A 15,394-nucleotide genomic window follows, 5' to 3' on the forward strand; every position below is an offset into this window, starting at 1 on the left:
CGACTAATCATAGATCGTAAAATCAACAATCTCATGGTCGGCCACCGGGTCAAAGAGCAGGTTGACCGCCGCCTGGCCTAATTTCCGCGGCTGCATATCAATCCGTTCGTTGTCGCGAAGCAGCATTCCCACCAGCCGGCTGTTGTTAAAGCAGACGACCGGAAAGCCAGTTGACTGCAACTGGTCATTGATCCGCACCAATAGCAGGTCGTCGGCGCAGACCAGCGAATCAACTTCCGGGTGGGCCGCTAAGAAGTCAAGCACCGACGCGCCCGCATCTTGGTAGCGCCAGGTATACGCAGGCAGCCCCCGCTCCTCCAAGCAGGCTTCGTAACCGAGCCGCCGGGAGTGCTCATAAACCCAGTCATCAGTCGATTGCAGAAAGGCCGGGTGGCTGACCGGGTGGTTATCCAGCAGGTGGGCCGTCGCCTCTTTCCCCGCCGCCACGTTATCATTATCGACGTAGCGGTCAGGGTGGTGGGCCGTCGGGTGACCGATAACCACAAAGTTCAGCTGGTGCTGACGCAGGTAGTTCGTCACCGGATCGTTTTCGACCGTGTAGAAGACCAGGAAGTTATGGACCTTTGACTGGTTGACCATCGACTGGACACTCTCCAGCAGTTCCGCCGCCGTTGGTGCGATCGCGACCACCATCTCGTAGTGGAGCGGCTTTAGGGCCACGCTAATTCCCCGCATCAGGTCAATGTGAAAGGGGTTGGCGGGCGCCGTGTCGCTGGTAACCGGAAAGACCAGACCGACCATATTCGATTCCCCCCGGGTCAGGTTCTGCGCGTTATAGTTCGGCAGATAGCCCAGCTGATCGGCAATCTCCTTTACCCGCTGCCGGGTCTTGAGGCTGATCCGCGGGTTGTTATTTAACGCCCGAGAAGCGGTCGAAACTGATACCCCCGCGGCTTGCGCAATGTCTTTAATTGTTGACAAGTAAACTACCCCCACCACTAATAATCAAATTGTTATGAACTGTTCTGATTCTACCAGATATAAGCCCTTTTGAACAACCGGAAGTGGTTTCATCAGGCTCAACGCCTCTTGATAGAGGTTGAGCTGGCCCCGGTAGCGGGCAACAATTTCCGCTACACCAAAGCCCGGACGCAGGTGGTCGGTCTTATAATCCACCAGGATAATGCCGGTCGGCGTTTCAAGGTAGCCGTCAATAATCCCGTGAAGGAGGACCTGTTCATTATTGCTGGTCTTGATCTCCTTAAACAATTCCGCACCGTTCATCACCATCGCAAAGGGCTCTTCCCGGTGGTAATGCTCAGGGGCCGCCAGGATCTGCTGGCCCACGGCTGTCTGGAAGAACCCGGCAACCCCGGTGACGTTGATCTTGGCCGCCACCGCCGGGGTCAGCAGCCCCTGGTCGACGAGCCGCTGGACTTCCGCTTGAACACTGGCGGGGGTCACCGGTCCCGCGGTCAGGGGCAGCTTTTGGAAGACCAAGTGGGTCGCGGTCCCGATGGTCGTTGCCGCCGGCTGCTCATCCGCCTGTTTGATGAAGGCCGGTTCCGCAAAGTGCTGGTTAAAGTAGATCCCCTGCGCCTGCTTTTCCCGTTGCTGCTGTTCATAGTCCCACTGGGCTTCAACCGCGTTATCGGGGTATTCAAAGAGCCGTTTGACGTCGGTCACCGACTGGTAAGCCGTGGTCTTGGTCGCGACCGGATACGGGTAGCGGGCTCCCAGTAGTTGTTTAATCCGGGCCAGCTCCTGCTGATCGATTGCGGTCTGATCCGTTACCACGGGGGCTGCCTGCTGGGCCTGCAGGCCGGCCAGCTGCTGGGCCACGTCCGCGGCGGTGTAGCTGGCAACCGTAAAGCGCTGGCCGGTAAAGAGCGATTGGTAGTGCTGATAGTCAGCCATGGCACTCTCATCCAGCTCCATCCTTGCTGGCGCCACCTGTTTCGCCCGAAATGCCGCCGACCGGGCCAACGCCAGGCCAATCCAGTCCATAAAGGACCGGGCGGTGACCCGGAGCTGGGGACCAAGCAGGATTGCCGGTGACTGGAAGGCCTTCTGCCACCGTGCCCAGGCGCTGGCGAGGTTTTGTCGCCGGTTTTCTTCATTAAAGGAGCCGGTGATGACCAAGCGCTGTTCGGCCCGGGTCAGGGCAACATACAGTACCCGGAGGTCTTCCGCCCGCTCCCCCTGCTGAACGGCGTTAATGATCGCCTGCCGCTGGGGGGTGTCGTAACGGACGTGCTCCTGGTCGGTGTATTCAATCCCGACCTTGTTGACCGCATCGACCACCGCGGTCTCCCGGGTCGCCTGCTGGTTAAAGCCGTGGGTCGCGTCAATTAGGAAGACGATCGGGAATTGCAGGCCCTTGCTGCCGTGAATCGTCATCACGTTGACGGTATTCTTGACCAGCTGGGTCGGTGCCACCCCCAGGTCCTTATCGTGTTCCTGCATCTTTTCAATAAAGCGGATGAACTGGTAGAGCCCCTTGAAGCTGCTCTGCTCATAATCATGGGCCCGCTGGTAAAAGGCGTGCAGGTTCGCCTGCCGCTGAGCGCCGCCGGGCATCGCGCCCACGTAGTCCAGGTAGCCGGTCTCGTTGTAAATCTGCCAAATCAGGTCCACCAGTGACTGCTGCTGGGCCGTTTGGCGGAAGGTCGCCAGCTGGTCCAAAAAGTGGCTGACCTTGTCATAGAGAGCCGCCACCGGGTCGGGCTGGTCATCTGTCGCCGTGGCGTTTAACAGCTCCGGCTTAATCAGGTGCCGGTCAGCGTTGGCGTAGTTGCTCTTAAAGCTTTGCAGGGCTCCATAGTAATCGGCCGTCCGGTTTTGCAGGCGGATGAAGGCCAGTTCCTTGGTCGACAGGCTGACCAGTGGCGACCGCAGCACGGCCACCAGCGGAATGTCCTGGTGGGGGTTGTCAATCAGCCGGAGGAGAGCCATCATTACCCGAACCTCGGTCGCCTGGAAGTAGCTTTCGACGTCGTGGACGGTCAGGGGAATTTCCAGTTTGCTGAATTCCTCCATTAAGGTGTTGTTAATGCTCTTGGTCCGTTCCAGGAGGACAATGTCGCCATAGTTAACCGGCCGCAGCTGTTTGGTCGCGGGGTCAAAAATCCGTTCCTCGTTCGCAACCATCTGCTTGATCCGCATCCCAACCATCTTCAGTTCCCCGGCCAGCTTATCATCCTCGTGCTGGTCCGGTGACTCCTTGATGGCGGCCTGGTCGGCGTTGGCGTCATAGAGCATGACCTCCGTCGGCTGGGGCTGGTTGTCGGCCGTTTCGTAATAGGTGGCCGCGTATTTCAGGTGGGCCGCCTGGTCGTATTCAATTTCACCAACGTCCGCCCCCATCAGCTGGGCAAAGAGGAGGTTGGTAAAGTCGGTCACGTTGCTCATCGAGCGGAAGTTTTCGCCGAGAACGATCGCTTCGTCCCCCGCCCCCGGCTGCTGGTAACGCTGGTACTTGTGCAGGAAGAGCGATGGATCGGCCTGGCGGAAGCGGTAAATGGACTGCTTGACGTCGCCGACCATAAACAGATTATGCTGGTCCGGGTTGGTCAGCCGGGTCAGGATTGCTTCCTGCAAACGGTTGGTGTCCTGGTACTCATCCACCATGATTTCCTGGTAATGCCGTTGCAAGTTTGCCACTAGCTCCTGCCAGTCGGGTTGGTCCGCGGGCGGGGTCAAGATCTGGTAGGCGTAGTGTTCGAGGTCGCTAAATTCCAAGACGTGCCGGCTCAGCTTGGCCTGCTGGTAGGCCCGACGGAAGGCCACCGTTACCTTGCTGAGCTTGGTCAGCAGGCGTTGGGACTGGTGGGAAATTTCCTGGAACTGGTCCTCGTCGTAGGCAAAATAACTATCCTGAATGCCGGTCAGCTGCTTCTTCAGCGCCTGACGGGAAGCAGTCAGGGTCGCGTAGACTTCGGCCGCCACCGGGTCGCCCTTGGGCTTCCCCGCCATCGTCCGAAACTTAGCGCCACGAATGATTGCCCGAACCGCGTTCCAGGTATCCGGGACGAGCAGGCGGCGGGCCTGGGCAAACTGCTGGAGGTCCTTATCTAAGGACGCCAAGGTCTTACCGTCAAGCTGGGCGGCCGCGGCCCGGTCCCGTAACTCTTGGAACCGGGCGCTAAATTGATCCAACCGGGCCAGGGCGGTCTCCTTGTCCGCCACCGTTGCGGCCACGGCCGGCCACTCTTTCTTTAGCTGGTTGCGTTCCTGGTTAAGGGCCTTAAATTCATCGTAGCCAGCGGCCCCCTTTTGCGGCCGCCCGCTAAAACTGCCGAACGTTACCCCGCCGAGGACCGCTTGAAGCTGGTCGCCGTCAAGGTTAGCAGGGTCGAGCGCCGCCTGGAGCCGGGTCAGGACCGCCTGGTCATCTTCTAAGACTTCCCGGGCCTTGCTCAGCCCCTCCTGGTCAGCCCGCTGGGCCAATTCCGCAAAGTCGTGCTGGAGTTGGGCCAGCTGCTGCAAAACGAGGGGACGGAGCTGGTCGCGGTAAAAGGCCGAGGCCAGCACTGGGCCATTCAGCTGGTAGCTGGTTGGCAGCTGGGCTAACCACTGCTCCGGGTTCGGCTGGGCGTTAGCGATTTCCATGAGTTTGAGGACCAGGTCATTGAGCCCCTGGTCATCCCGGTCGCTGGAAAAGTTGAGGACCAGCTGACCGAAGGAGGCGGCATCGTCACTTTCCTCATCGGCGGACGCGTAAAACTGCTCGTTGACCTGGCGAAGGACGTCTTCCTGGAGGAGGAGCCGCTCGGTATCATCGGTCAGCAGGCGGAATTGCGGGTCCAGGCCAATCAGGAAGTAGTAGCGCTTGATTAGCTTCAAACAGAAGGCGTGGATCGTGCTGATGTCGGCGACCGCCAGCCGGTTGACCTGCTCGTTCATCAGGTCCCGCAGCCGCGGTTCAGCCTGGGCCACCTCCTGCAACCGCTGACGGATCTTATCCCGCATATTCTTGGCGGCCGCGTCGGTAAAGGTCACCAGCAGCATCCGGTCGACCGTCGCGCGGCCCTCTTTGATGAGGGCCACGGCCCGGTTGACCAGGACCGCCGTCTTTCCGGAGCCGGCCGACGCGGATACGATGATGTTCCGGTCCCGGTCGCTAATGGCCTGCTGCTGGGCCGGGGTGGGCTTAAAGTCTGCCATTACTTGTCTCCTTTCTCTTCGTCATCGGCGGCCAGCCGGTCGAACTCGTCCTGGGCCAGGCGGGGGTCCAGCTGCCGGTAGTTCTGCTGGTCGAGCATATTATCAAACTGGTAGATATCACTAAAGTCGGTGTAATCGAGGCCGGTTTGCCAGCTGCTCCCGGTCAGCAGCCGGTACGGTTTCAGGGCCACCTTCCCCGCAACAATGGCGTTGCCAGCACCGATAATCAGCTGCTTGTTACGGTCTTGCAACCAGGCGAGCTGGTCAGGAGTGACTAGGAGAGCGTCCTTATTGCCCACAATCTTGTCTCCCCGTTCCCGGAGCGGGTACAGGAGCGACTGGCGCTGGTCGAGGTTCTTATCAAGCTGCTTCAAGAGTGCTGGATCATTGAGCAGCAGGCCCTTGTACTGGTGCTGCTGCATCCGCACCGTATCCAGGTCCGTGCCGGCTTTGAGCTTGGCGGCGTTGATCACCGGGTTGCTCAGGTGCAGGTAGAGGGCCCCGGCCAGTTGCAGGTCCGCGGCCGCTGGATTGAGTTGGGCCGGCAGCTGCTGACGGTTGCTGCTGATCGCATTCAGGTAAGCCAGCAATTGCAGGGACAGGCCGTAGTAGGCCGTGGTCAGGTCAAAGCTCCGGTTGCCGGACTTGTAGTCGACGACCGTCAGGTAATCCTTGTTGTCCTGGCTGAGCTGGTCGATCCTGTCAATCCGTCCCCGCAGATAAACGTGGGTATTGGCGGGTTGCAGCGGGTACTCAAGGGGCTGCAGATCGTCCTCTCTAGCCGCCCCCAGCCGGCCAAAGCGAATTTCCGTGTCGAGGGGCCGGGCAGCCGTGTACTTCGCCTGCCAGCAGAGAATCGTCAGCATGGTGCGGACGATCCCGGTCAGCTGCTGGTACTGGAAAGCAGCCTGGTGGGAGCTGGCCGTTAAAATCGCCAGGTCCGGCTGGTCGTCCTTGGCAGCCGCCAACGCCCGGGTGATGAAGGCGTTGAGTTGGGCCGGGTTTTCAGCCAAGCCGGCAAAAGACAACTGCTGGTCAGCGTTGACCGCGCTGACGAACCACTCCATCGCCTTGTGGAAGAAGGTGCCGATCCGGTCGACCGACATCGTCAGCTGATCCCGCTTTTTCAGGCCCAAGCCGTACTTCAAGAAGTACTCGTACGGGTTAACATAGTAGTCCTGCAGTTGGGAAATTGACGAGTACAGGATCTGTTGGTCGTGCTTGTGGCGGAGGTAGAGGGCGGCCGCCAGCTGCTCCCCCAGATCATCAACCTGGTTGTGGTAGTTAAACCCGGCGGCCACCAACTTAAGCCGCGCTGCTAATTCCCGGCCGGCGCGCTGGTCAGCGGCCTGCGGTGCCTGACGCAGGCGGGCAATTTCATCCACCAGGGCCTGGCGCACGGCCTGCCAGCCAGGGGCCAGCACGATCGGGCCCTTGGGCTGGTCATTCCGGGCCTGGCGTTCGACCTGGACCAGCTGGCTCAGGGTCGCCGCGGGGGTGCTGACGTAATCCGGCACCCGCTGCTGGCCGGCCGGACTGGCAACTAATGGAACGGCCGTCACCGGCTGAGCAAAGTAGCGGGCCATGTCAGTCAGGTAAGCCGATGGGGTCAGCGGCTGGTCATCATCACTGGCGGTCGGCGCCATCATAATCAACTTCTCGGTCCCGGTCAGCATCCCGGAGTAGTGGAGAAACGGTTCGGTCCGCAGCTGGTCGCGCGGTCCGGCTGGCAGGTACTGGGTCGCCGGGTCCAAATAATTAGCCAATAGTTCCTTATCCTGGTCGGTCAGCAGGCTTTCCTGCTGCTGGACCTCGGGCATGACGTCGTCGGTCGAGCCAATTAGGAAGACAATCTTGCGGTCCTGGTTTTGGACAATTCCCGTTTCGGAAACCACCACCTGGTCGAGGGTCGCCGGGATTTGTGAATACTGGGCCGCCGCGAAGCCCGCCTGGAGCAGTTCGCTAAAGTTGGTCAACGTGGCGGTAAAGTTATCGGCGTTAACCGGGGTGTCACCCAACAATTGAACGTATTCGTCCAAAATTTGGCAGAAGGTCCCCCAGACCTGCTGGGGCTGGCGGGCGAGGTCCAAGTTCCGGCTGCTCTGGTACTTTTGCCAGTCCGTCAGCCGCTTGACGACCCCGTTATCAACCAGGAACTGGTAGGTCCTGGCCGCCAATTCCCGGCCCGTCGTTACCGTCTTGAGGTCGGCAAAGAAGGTAATGATCCGGTCGGCCACGAATGTGCGGACGTGTTCCAGCTGTTCTTGCAACTGGTTCACCGGGGCAGCCGTAGAGTCGCCGACCTGCCAGAATGGCGATGCGGCGTCCACCCAAGCTCGCTGGCCCTCAATCGCCCGCTTGAGGCACCAATTTTCGGTCGCGAAGACGACGTCCTGGTCCAGGGCCTGGTAGTCGCCGGTCTCCGGGTTGTATTCCGCCAGAAGCCAGGTCTTGAGCAGCTGCATGATGTCCGCGGTCCGGTAGCGGTAGAGCGGCAGGTTAAATAGCGCCGTCAGGAGGGTCACCAGGGGGTGGTTGTCCATCCGCCGTTCGTGGTCATTGAAGACGGGAATCTGGTGGGCCGCAAAGATCGGGGCCAGTAGGGTCTGGTACTTATCCAAGTGCCGGCTCAGCACCAAAAAGTCTCGGTAGCGGTAGCCCTTGGTCGCCACCAGCTGGTGAATCATCGTCGCCACCCGTTCCAGCTCGGTCCGCCGGTTGACCGTCGTAATGAACTGCAGGTCGGCGGGATCGACCTGTTGATCGCTGCTCGTTAAATCTAATGGTTTTTTAATATAATCAGCGAAGAAGCGGTCGACTGCCGTCAAGGTTGGGCTCACCCGGTCCTTGGTCGCAACTAGGACGTTTGGTACCAGGTCGACTTCCTGTGGGTGCTGGCGGGCAAAGTCCCAGAGGCGGTGGTACTGCATCGCGGCGGGGTAAAAGAGGTCCGTCGAACCAGGCAACGCACTTTGGTCGGGGTGGGACTGGTCAGGGTAGCCCCGGTCAAGGACAAAGGAAACGGTCGTTGAAGCCCCGTTTAAGATCATGGCGTCGACCACCTGCTGTTCACCGGGGGTAAACTGAGCAAAGCGGTCAATAAAAAAGTGCATTTGCTTGGCCGCCGGTTGGGATTGCAGGAACTGGGCCAGCTGCTGGTAGAGCTCGGTGTTTCCCAAAAACCTGCCCTGGACCCGTTCTTCATAGGCGTGGTAAATCAGCTCGACGTCGTGCATCTTCGCCAGCCAGGCCTGGTTGATGCCGGCATTTTCGTCGTGTTGCGCCTGCTGGAGGAGGGCTGTTAAGTCGTCAGCGCTGACGTTGGCGTTGGCTAGTTCGGTCAGCTGGTCGGTCAGTTTCTGGATAAAGCCGGGCTGCTGGGCTTCGCTGGCAAAGAGTTGGAGGTCGGCCGCGTGGTCCTGGACCACCTTGGCGACCAGCATCGTCAGGCCAATTTTCGACAGGCGGGGCCGCTGCAGGGCCGGGGTATCACGCAGGAGGTACCAGGCTAGCCGGCTCAGGGAAAGGACTTGGACCCGGGAGGCCGCAAAGCGATCAGCACTCCCCTTCCCTTCCCGGGCCCGCAGCTGGTCTAATACCGTAATTTCTGTCTGAAACTTAATGTGGTTCGGCACGATGTAAAAGAAGGTGTCTGCCGCCGGTGCCGTCCGCAGCTGGTCGGCCAGCTGGTCAACTAAGACCGCCTGGTGGTCCTTCGCCGCCGTACCAATCACAAAGCCAAGTCTACCCACAATAATCCGCCCCTTTGCGTAAAAATCCTATCCACATTTTATCATACTAGGCGAACAGATTTTCGCCCGAAGAAAAATTAGCAAATCTTAATATTTACATGAGATTTCGGTTAGGATATAATCATTTTTGCTAAAAAACACCACTGAAATTTGGGAGGAATTCCAGCGATGAGAGTTCGTCTCCTCACCTCCGCAAGGATGGCTACGCCGCGCAGCAAGCCTATTTGGGGTCGGTCAAGCGCTGATTCATCAGCGTTTGAACTGCCAGCCAGCTACTGCGCTGCTGTATATCACACTTATTTCAGCAAAAAAGGAGGAGAATCTTTCCCTACAACCATCGTTTCTTGTAAGTTCTGCCCAAGCAGATGATAATACTGCACCAGCAACCAACGCTCAGTCCACTGCGGCGGCAACGACTGCACCAGCTGAAAAGCAGCCGCCAAAGGTCGTCAGCACCAAAGTAGACGGCGAGCCTGACGTCAACACTACCGGGATTGAGGTTTTTGACCCGGTTCAGGTAACGGTGAAGACCGACCACTTCACGAACGATAACCTGCTGACCAAGGACGGTCTGGGCTGGACAGAAGATACCGAGATTATCCCCATCAAGGGCCACGCGGTCGGCATTATCAACGAGGGAACATATTGGGGTAAAGAAAATCCAAGCGAACCCGTAACCGCCTATTCCTTTAACCGGGGCGATTCCGGTCGAATCACCTATATTGGGAAGACCTTGTCGGGGATCGACCTGGACCTAACTAATTGGAGATAATTATGAAATTAAGAACATGGTTTTGGACCCTCCTTAGCCTTATTCTAATCGTCGGCGTATTTTCCTATGGAGCAAACAATCTAGGTAAATACAATTTTTATTACGCCACCCACATGAAACACCCTAAGGATCAATATCCATTTATGACTGCATTAGCATTGACTACTATGCCACAGAGCTATCTGCCTAGCTATGTTGTCGATAATGGTGATATGAATAAGCAAGGGGTCGGAGGGATTGAAATCAGCAATGTAAAAAAACAAGGGGACTTCTTAGAAGCTATTCCTGGCATCCTCATTTATGCAAATTCTAAAACTCAATATGAAAAGACAGGAGGAACATACTATATAGAATTTAGTGAAGACGGTTACCTTCCCAAAACAGAAAAGAAAAAAATGGGCCCAACGCTTTACCGTACTTTAAATAATATGCAAGATGAGCTCAAGCGTAACAGCGACCGACCGCTAATTAACTTACAGTGGATTTACAATTGGTACTTTAAAACGATAAGCAGCGATTAATATTCACACTGGACCTAACTAATTGGAGATAATTATGAAATTAAAAACATGGTTTTGGACCCTCCTTAGCCTTATTCTAATCGTCGGGGCATTTTCCTATGGGGCAAACAATCTAGGCAAATACAATTTTTATTATGCCACTCATATGCAACACCCTGAGGATCAATATCCATTTATTCCAGCCTTAGGTATGACTAATATGCCTAAAAGTTATTTGCCAAATTATAAAATCTTAAATGGTAGTAAAAAGCCTCTATCTGTTATCTCAGTTGAAAAAGGGAATGTTATTAAGCATGGCGATTATTTAATGCTTACAAGGAACGGTATTTCATATGCTTTCTCCAAAGCGCAATTTTTCAAAGGAAGCCAGATTGACTATGACGGAATTACTATTGACTTCAGTGAAGATGGTCATCTTTCTTCTTCAGAAAAGAAAAAAATGGGCCAAAACCTTTACAGTACTCTGAATAATATGCAAGATGAGCTCAAACGCAACAGCGACCGACCACTGATTAACTTACAGTGGATTTATAATTGGTATTTTAATTGGCTAAATTCGTAAAAAGTTAGGGTGATGTCCATGAAAAAGAAACTCTGGATTGCCATCAGCATTCTTACCTTGCTCGGCTTATGGGCAATTATGTACATTCCTTATAACCTGGAAGAGTATAACTATTACTACGCCACCCATATGAAGCATAAAAGTGACCAATATACCTTTCTAGCTGCACTAAAATTGTCAAAGCTGCCCTCCAAATACCTTCCTGAGTATCATATTGAATATTTTAAGAAAAAAGATATTGAGTATAATACTCTCACTAAACAAAGTGTGCTTAAAAAAGGTGATTATCTAATGATCCGGCCATCCTATATTTCATATGCTACTTCTAAAAAGAACTTTGATAATAGCGAGGTCACGGCATTAGCAGGACCAACAGCTGATGGAACCATTGAACCTTATGCTAAAAAAGATTTGGGTAAAGGTCTTCTTCAAGTCTTCAGTGATATTCAAACCGAACTAAAGCGTAATAGTAAAAAACCACTGATTAACCTGCAAAAAATTTATAACTGGTACTTTAACTGGCTATATCAGAAAAAGTTTTAGGCTGCGGTCACCCGTTATAGCAACACTAGGAATGGCAAGAATTAAAACTGCAAGTTTCGTTCTCCCCTTTTCTAAGCGACACTTTTGAGGAGGAAACAGTCATGAAAACAAAAGTTCAGGTTGGCATAGCGCTTCTTTGTATCGCCCTTAGCATGGTCATCCCGTCTTATAGTGCGTACAACATCGTCAGATACAACTATTACTACGCCACTCACATGAAGCATCCCCAAAATCAATACCCGTTTGTCGATGCCCTGGCGCGGACTAATATGCCGGCGACCTCCCTAATTACCATGTTCAAAATTTCTCCAAAGAAGGCTTGCATGGTTTTCATAACGCCACCATTACCAAAGAGAACGTCTTCCAGCCTGGCGACTACCTGGAAATCGCTAGTGACCAGCTGTCCTACGCTTACTCCAAAGAAGAGTTTAACGATTATAAGAGAAAATACATCGATTTTGACCCTGACGGCACGCTTTCCCAGGGACAAAGGGTTCCCCCACGACTGCGGCGGGTCTTAAATGCGGTCCAAGCAGAATTAAAAAGCAACAGCGACCGGCCGCCCATCAACTTGCAATGGGTTTACAACTGGTATTTTAAATTATGACTTAACTATTACAAAACCCGCCCCGGCGTCAATGACGCCAGAGCGGGTTTGTTCTTTATAAAATCGGTGACAACAGGCGGGAAAAATACTGCTTGAATTTCAGCCACCGCGATTGTTGGGCAAAGCGCTCGGCAGTCATCACCCGGCAGTCCCGAATGTCGTTGACGAAAATCTGCTCAAGCTGGTCCGTCAGCTTGAAGTCATAGATAAAGGCGTTAATTTCAAAGTTGAGCTTGAAGCTGCGGAAATCCAAGTTGGCCGACCCGACCGACGCCATCCGGCCATCAATCGTGATCGTCTTGGAATGCAAAAAGCCCTTCTGATAGGTATAAATCGTAACCCCCTGGGCCGCCAGCGACTGGGCATAATACTGGGTTGCCCGGTAAACAAAGGGGTGGTCCGGCTTGCAGGGAATCATGATCCGGACGTCAATTCCCGAATGGGCCGCCACCCGGAGCGCGTCCAGGATACTGTCATCCGGGATGAGGTAGGGCGTCTGAATCCAGATGTGGTCCTGGGCCGCGTTAATCAGCCGCAGGTAGCCCATCTTGATTTTTTCCAATTCTCCCTCGGGTCCGCTCGCAACCGTCTGCATCGCCGTGGTTCCGCCCTGCACTTCAATTTCGGGGAAGTAGGGGTGGTAGTGCTCAATCCGCGATTCGGGCTTCTTCACCGAAGCGTTCCAGTCGGCAATAAACTGCCGCTGCATCCCGAAGATGGCCCCGCCAACGACCCGCAGATGGGTATCCCGCCACGGGCCAAACTTAGCGACCCGGCCGAGGTACTGGTCCCCAACGTTAAAGCCGCCGACGTAGCCGATTTTTCCGTCGACCACCACGATTTTCCGGTGGTCCCGGTAGTTGATCCGGAAGTCAAAGAAGTTGCTCCGGGTCATCAGAAATGGCGTCGCGTAGCCGCCTAGGTCACGAAGGTTATCATAGAAGCTCGGCTTGACCCCCATCGAACCCCAGGAATCGTAAAGCACCCGTACTTCGACGCCCTCGGCCGCCTTTTGCTCAAGCAGGGTCCGCAACTGGTTCCCAATCTGGTCATTGTAGATGGTGTAAAACTCGATGTGGATGCTCTCCTTGGCCGCAGCAATGTCGTCAAACAGCTGCTTGAAGAGCCGCTGGCCATCGGTAAAGACCGCGACCCGGTTGTGCCGACTGAGGAAGGATTCATCGATACTCTGGAAGAGCATGATCGTCCGCCGGTAGATTTGGGTCACCGAATATTTCGGCTTGGGCAGGTTGCGAAACTGCCTTCGCTGCCGTTCTACCGCCTCCTTCAGTTTAAGCCGGGTCTGCGACTTAATCCGGTTCAAACGGTTGTGAGTTGGCTTTCGGCCCAGGAAAGCGTAGATGATAAACCCAATTACCGGAATCAGGGTCAGAACCAGTAGCCAGGCCCAAGTGGCCGCAATATCTCGTTTTTCCCGAAAGACGGTAAAGATGGCCGCCAGTTCGTTAATGACAATCACTGCCAGCAGAACCCAACGCGTAATTTCCCAGGTTAACCCCATCGCACTAATCCCCCTCTTTCTCAATCCTGGTTTTTATTTTACCGCAAACTAATTTCAGGAACCAACACTGGCTCTTGATTCTTCAGCATAATTTAACGATAATAACAATAGTAATACCTAACGAGGTGACTTAATTGAGCACGATTTACTTACGACGGACCTACATGCGGGACTTGCCTGCCATTAACCGTATTATTAAGGACGCCAAAGACGCGTTAAAAGCTGCCGGCAGCCCGCAATGGCAAGATGGGCACCCTGACCAACGTACCATTATTAACGACATCACCCACCATCTTTCCTGGGCCCTCGTAATTGATAAGCAAGTGGTCGGCGTCGCCACCCTGCTGCCCGGTCCCGAAAAGAGCTACCAAGACCTCCAAGGGGGAACATGGAACGACGATGATAACCCCTACCTAACTATCCACCGGGTGGCGATTAATAGCCAGTACCAGGGCCAGCACCTCAGCACCTTCCTCTTTTCCAACCTGCTCACTATCGGCCAGGAACGCGGCTATACTAACTTCCGGATCGATACCCACCGGCTCAATAAGGCCATGCAGGCGGTCGCACAGAAGTTTGACTTCCAGTACCGGGGCACGGTGAACGTGGAGGATCAAATTGATCCCGCGCGGCTCGCCTACGAGCTCAACCTGCCAACCAATAGCCTGCCGGTCGAGTACCACGTCAACAATGACTTCATGCGGCCAATGGTAAGCCGGAAATAAATACAAAAAACGGGGGGCCTGTGACAAAACTATGTTTTGCCGCAGGCCCCCATTTTAGTTTGAATATTTTAAAGCTGATAATGATACAACGCAGTAGCTAGCTGTTCAATTGCTGACAAATCAGCGTTTCCTTAGCCAACTTCCACCGGTGTATCTGGTTCTTGCCCTTCAACCAGTGCCAGGTTGTTATCAAAGGCCTTGACCACCATGTTGCGAACGGCGTGGGTGGTATAGAAGGCGGTATGTGGCGTTACCAGAACGTTTGGCCGGTCAATCAGGTCCTTCAGCAGCGGGTCTGGGAAGTCCTTGTCCGTCCAGTCTTCGTTAAAGACCCCGACCTCATCTTCGTAGGTGTCCATCACGAAGCCAAACAATTTCCCGTCATCCAGCGCCTTAGCAACCGCGGCAGTGTCCACCAACGGTCCCCGCGAAACGTTGACCAGGACAGCATCGTCCTTCATTTTAGCAATTACTTCGGCGTCAATCATATGGTAGTTGCTCTTCGTCGCCGGGATGTGGAGGGAAACAACGTCCGCCTGCTTGTACAAGTCATCCAAGGAGTCCACGTAGTAACCCTTTTCTTCCAATTCTGGCTTCTTACGAACGTCATAAGTAATTACCTTGGCACCAAAGCCTTCCATAATCTGCATGAAGACCCGGCCAATGTGACCCGTACCGATTACCCCAACGGTTTGGTCGCGGACTTCCCGGCCAATCGTTGGTGCCCAGCGAAGGTCACCGTGGGCCATCTTTTCGTCCATCCGCTTAGCCTGCCGTAAGACCCGTGCCGTCTGGATTACCGCGTGTTCTGCAATGGCGTTAGGTGAGTACACCGGGACATTGGTGATTTCAAAGCCCAATTCCTTGGCCTTAGCCATATCGATGTTGTCGACCCCGACATTCCGCAGCGACATCTTGGTGATTCCCTGGTCGGCCAGTGCCTGCAAGGTTTCTGGAGTGTAATCTAATTGCTGGTATACGACCACTCCGTCGGCACCCTTGGCTAATGCGGCCGTGTCTGGTGTCAGCAGTTGATCTGTATAATCAACCTCAACATCTGGGTGCGCCGCAGCCCATTCTTTCAAGTATGGTTCTTCATCTTTCCGGATACTGAACGCAAAAATCTTGCTCATATTAATTCCTCCATCAATTCAATCCAAATCACACATCCACGTTTTCACGTTGCAAACCCTTACACCAATTATTGCGGATCACGGCCTTTAAAGCAAGGGGAAAAGCGCGCTGTTTCACATGGAACAAAAA

11 protein-coding genes are annotated in these 15,394 nt (G+C 54.7%); 6 read left to right on the forward strand and 5 right to left on the reverse strand.

Translation table 11 applies throughout. The features are described from left to right. Window positions 1–3 precede the first annotated feature (3 nt). The 3 genes from HMPREF0494_RS04100 to HMPREF0494_RS04110 are packed head-to-tail and all read right to left on the reverse strand — an operon-like array spanning window position 4 to window position 8,879. On the reverse strand, window positions 4–942 hold the full coding sequence (locus tag HMPREF0494_RS04100; protein ID WP_040458780.1) for a LacI family DNA-binding transcriptional regulator: 939 nt from the start codon (window positions 940–942) through the stop codon (window positions 4–6). A 24-nt stretch (window positions 943–966) separates the two neighbouring features. Continuing rightward, window positions 967–5,127: a helicase-exonuclease AddAB subunit AddA gene (gene addA, locus HMPREF0494_RS04105; RefSeq protein WP_007123673.1), complete on the reverse strand. Its 4,161-nt coding sequence runs from the start codon at window positions 5,125–5,127 to the stop codon at window positions 967–969. Next, the gene (locus tag HMPREF0494_RS04110; protein ID WP_007123674.1) at window positions 5,127–8,879 is read right to left on the reverse strand and encodes a PD-(D/E)XK nuclease family protein; all 3,753 of its coding nucleotides are present in this window, start codon (window positions 8,877–8,879) and stop codon (window positions 5,127–5,129) included. The genes addA and HMPREF0494_RS04110 overlap by 1 nt, the downstream gene beginning before the upstream one ends. Window positions 8,880–9,135: 256 nt before the next feature. Here HMPREF0494_RS04110 and HMPREF0494_RS11610 point away from each other — a divergent pair, with 256 nt between their 5' ends. The 5 genes from HMPREF0494_RS11610 (at window position 9,136) to HMPREF0494_RS11615 (ending at window position 11,884) form a co-directional block, all read left to right on the forward strand. Beyond that, entirely contained in the window at window positions 9,136–9,651 is a 516-nt protein-coding gene (locus tag HMPREF0494_RS11610) for a hypothetical protein (protein WP_007123675.1), read from the forward strand. Between the two features lie 2 nt (window positions 9,652–9,653). Further along, window positions 9,654–10,172, forward strand: coding sequence for a hypothetical protein (locus tag HMPREF0494_RS04120; RefSeq protein ID WP_007123676.1), 519 nt, complete (start codon window positions 9,654–9,656; stop codon window positions 10,170–10,172). A gap of 34 nt (window positions 10,173–10,206) precedes the next feature. Continuing rightward, window positions 10,207–10,734, forward strand: a complete 528-nt coding sequence (locus HMPREF0494_RS04125) for a hypothetical protein (RefSeq protein WP_007123677.1) — start codon at window positions 10,207–10,209, stop codon at window positions 10,732–10,734. A gap of 18 nt (window positions 10,735–10,752) precedes the next feature. Then, the gene (locus HMPREF0494_RS04130) at window positions 10,753–11,277 is read left to right on the forward strand and encodes a hypothetical protein (protein ID WP_040458781.1); all 525 of its coding nucleotides are present in this window, start codon (window positions 10,753–10,755) and stop codon (window positions 11,275–11,277) included. A gap of 319 nt (window positions 11,278–11,596) precedes the next feature. After that, on the forward strand, window positions 11,597–11,884 hold the full coding sequence (locus tag HMPREF0494_RS11615; RefSeq protein ID WP_007123679.1) for a hypothetical protein: 288 nt from the start codon (window positions 11,597–11,599) through the stop codon (window positions 11,882–11,884). Between the two features lie 55 nt (window positions 11,885–11,939). On the opposite strand, the gene cls is transcribed toward HMPREF0494_RS11615, so the two are convergent. Next, window positions 11,940–13,406, reverse strand: a complete 1,467-nt coding sequence (cls, locus tag HMPREF0494_RS04140; protein WP_007123680.1) for a cardiolipin synthase — start codon at window positions 13,404–13,406, stop codon at window positions 11,940–11,942. Between the two features lie 134 nt (window positions 13,407–13,540). Between cls and HMPREF0494_RS04145 the strand changes: the two genes are divergently transcribed. Next, the gene (locus HMPREF0494_RS04145; protein ID WP_040458783.1) at window positions 13,541–14,131 is read left to right on the forward strand and encodes a GNAT family N-acetyltransferase; all 591 of its coding nucleotides are present in this window, start codon (window positions 13,541–13,543) and stop codon (window positions 14,129–14,131) included. Window positions 14,132–14,262: 131 nt separating this feature from the next. Here the strand turns inward: HMPREF0494_RS04145 and HMPREF0494_RS04150 are convergent, their stop codons facing one another. Further along, window positions 14,263–15,264 carry a D-2-hydroxyacid dehydrogenase gene (locus tag HMPREF0494_RS04150; RefSeq protein ID WP_007123682.1) on the reverse strand — a complete coding sequence of 334 codons (1,002 nt, stop codon included), beginning with the start codon at window positions 15,262–15,264 and terminating at the stop codon, window positions 14,263–14,265. Window positions 15,265–15,394: the final 130 nt, after the last annotated feature.

The sequence above is a fragment of the Limosilactobacillus antri DSM 16041 genome (genome assembly GCF_000160835.1).
GTDB classification, from domain to species: domain Bacteria; phylum Bacillota; class Bacilli; order Lactobacillales; family Lactobacillaceae; genus Limosilactobacillus; species Limosilactobacillus antri.

Coding starts and splice junctions, on each gene's coding strand:
- addA (WP_007123673.1), bottom strand. CDS start 5,127: ATGGCAGACTTTAAGCCCACCCCGGCCCAGCAGCAGGCCATTAGCGAC.
- HMPREF0494_RS04120 (WP_007123676.1), top strand. CDS start 9,654: ATGAAATTAAGAACATGGTTTTGGACCCTCCTTAGCCTTATTCTAATC.
- HMPREF0494_RS04125 (WP_007123677.1), top strand. CDS start 10,207: ATGAAATTAAAAACATGGTTTTGGACCCTCCTTAGCCTTATTCTAATC.
- HMPREF0494_RS04130 (WP_040458781.1), top strand. CDS start 10,753: ATGAAAAAGAAACTCTGGATTGCCATCAGCATTCTTACCTTGCTCGGC.
- cls (WP_007123680.1), bottom strand. CDS start 13,406: ATGGGGTTAACCTGGGAAATTACGCGTTGGGTTCTGCTGGCAGTGATT.
- HMPREF0494_RS04150 (WP_007123682.1), bottom strand. CDS start 15,264: ATGAGCAAGATTTTTGCGTTCAGTATCCGGAAAGATGAAGAACCATAC.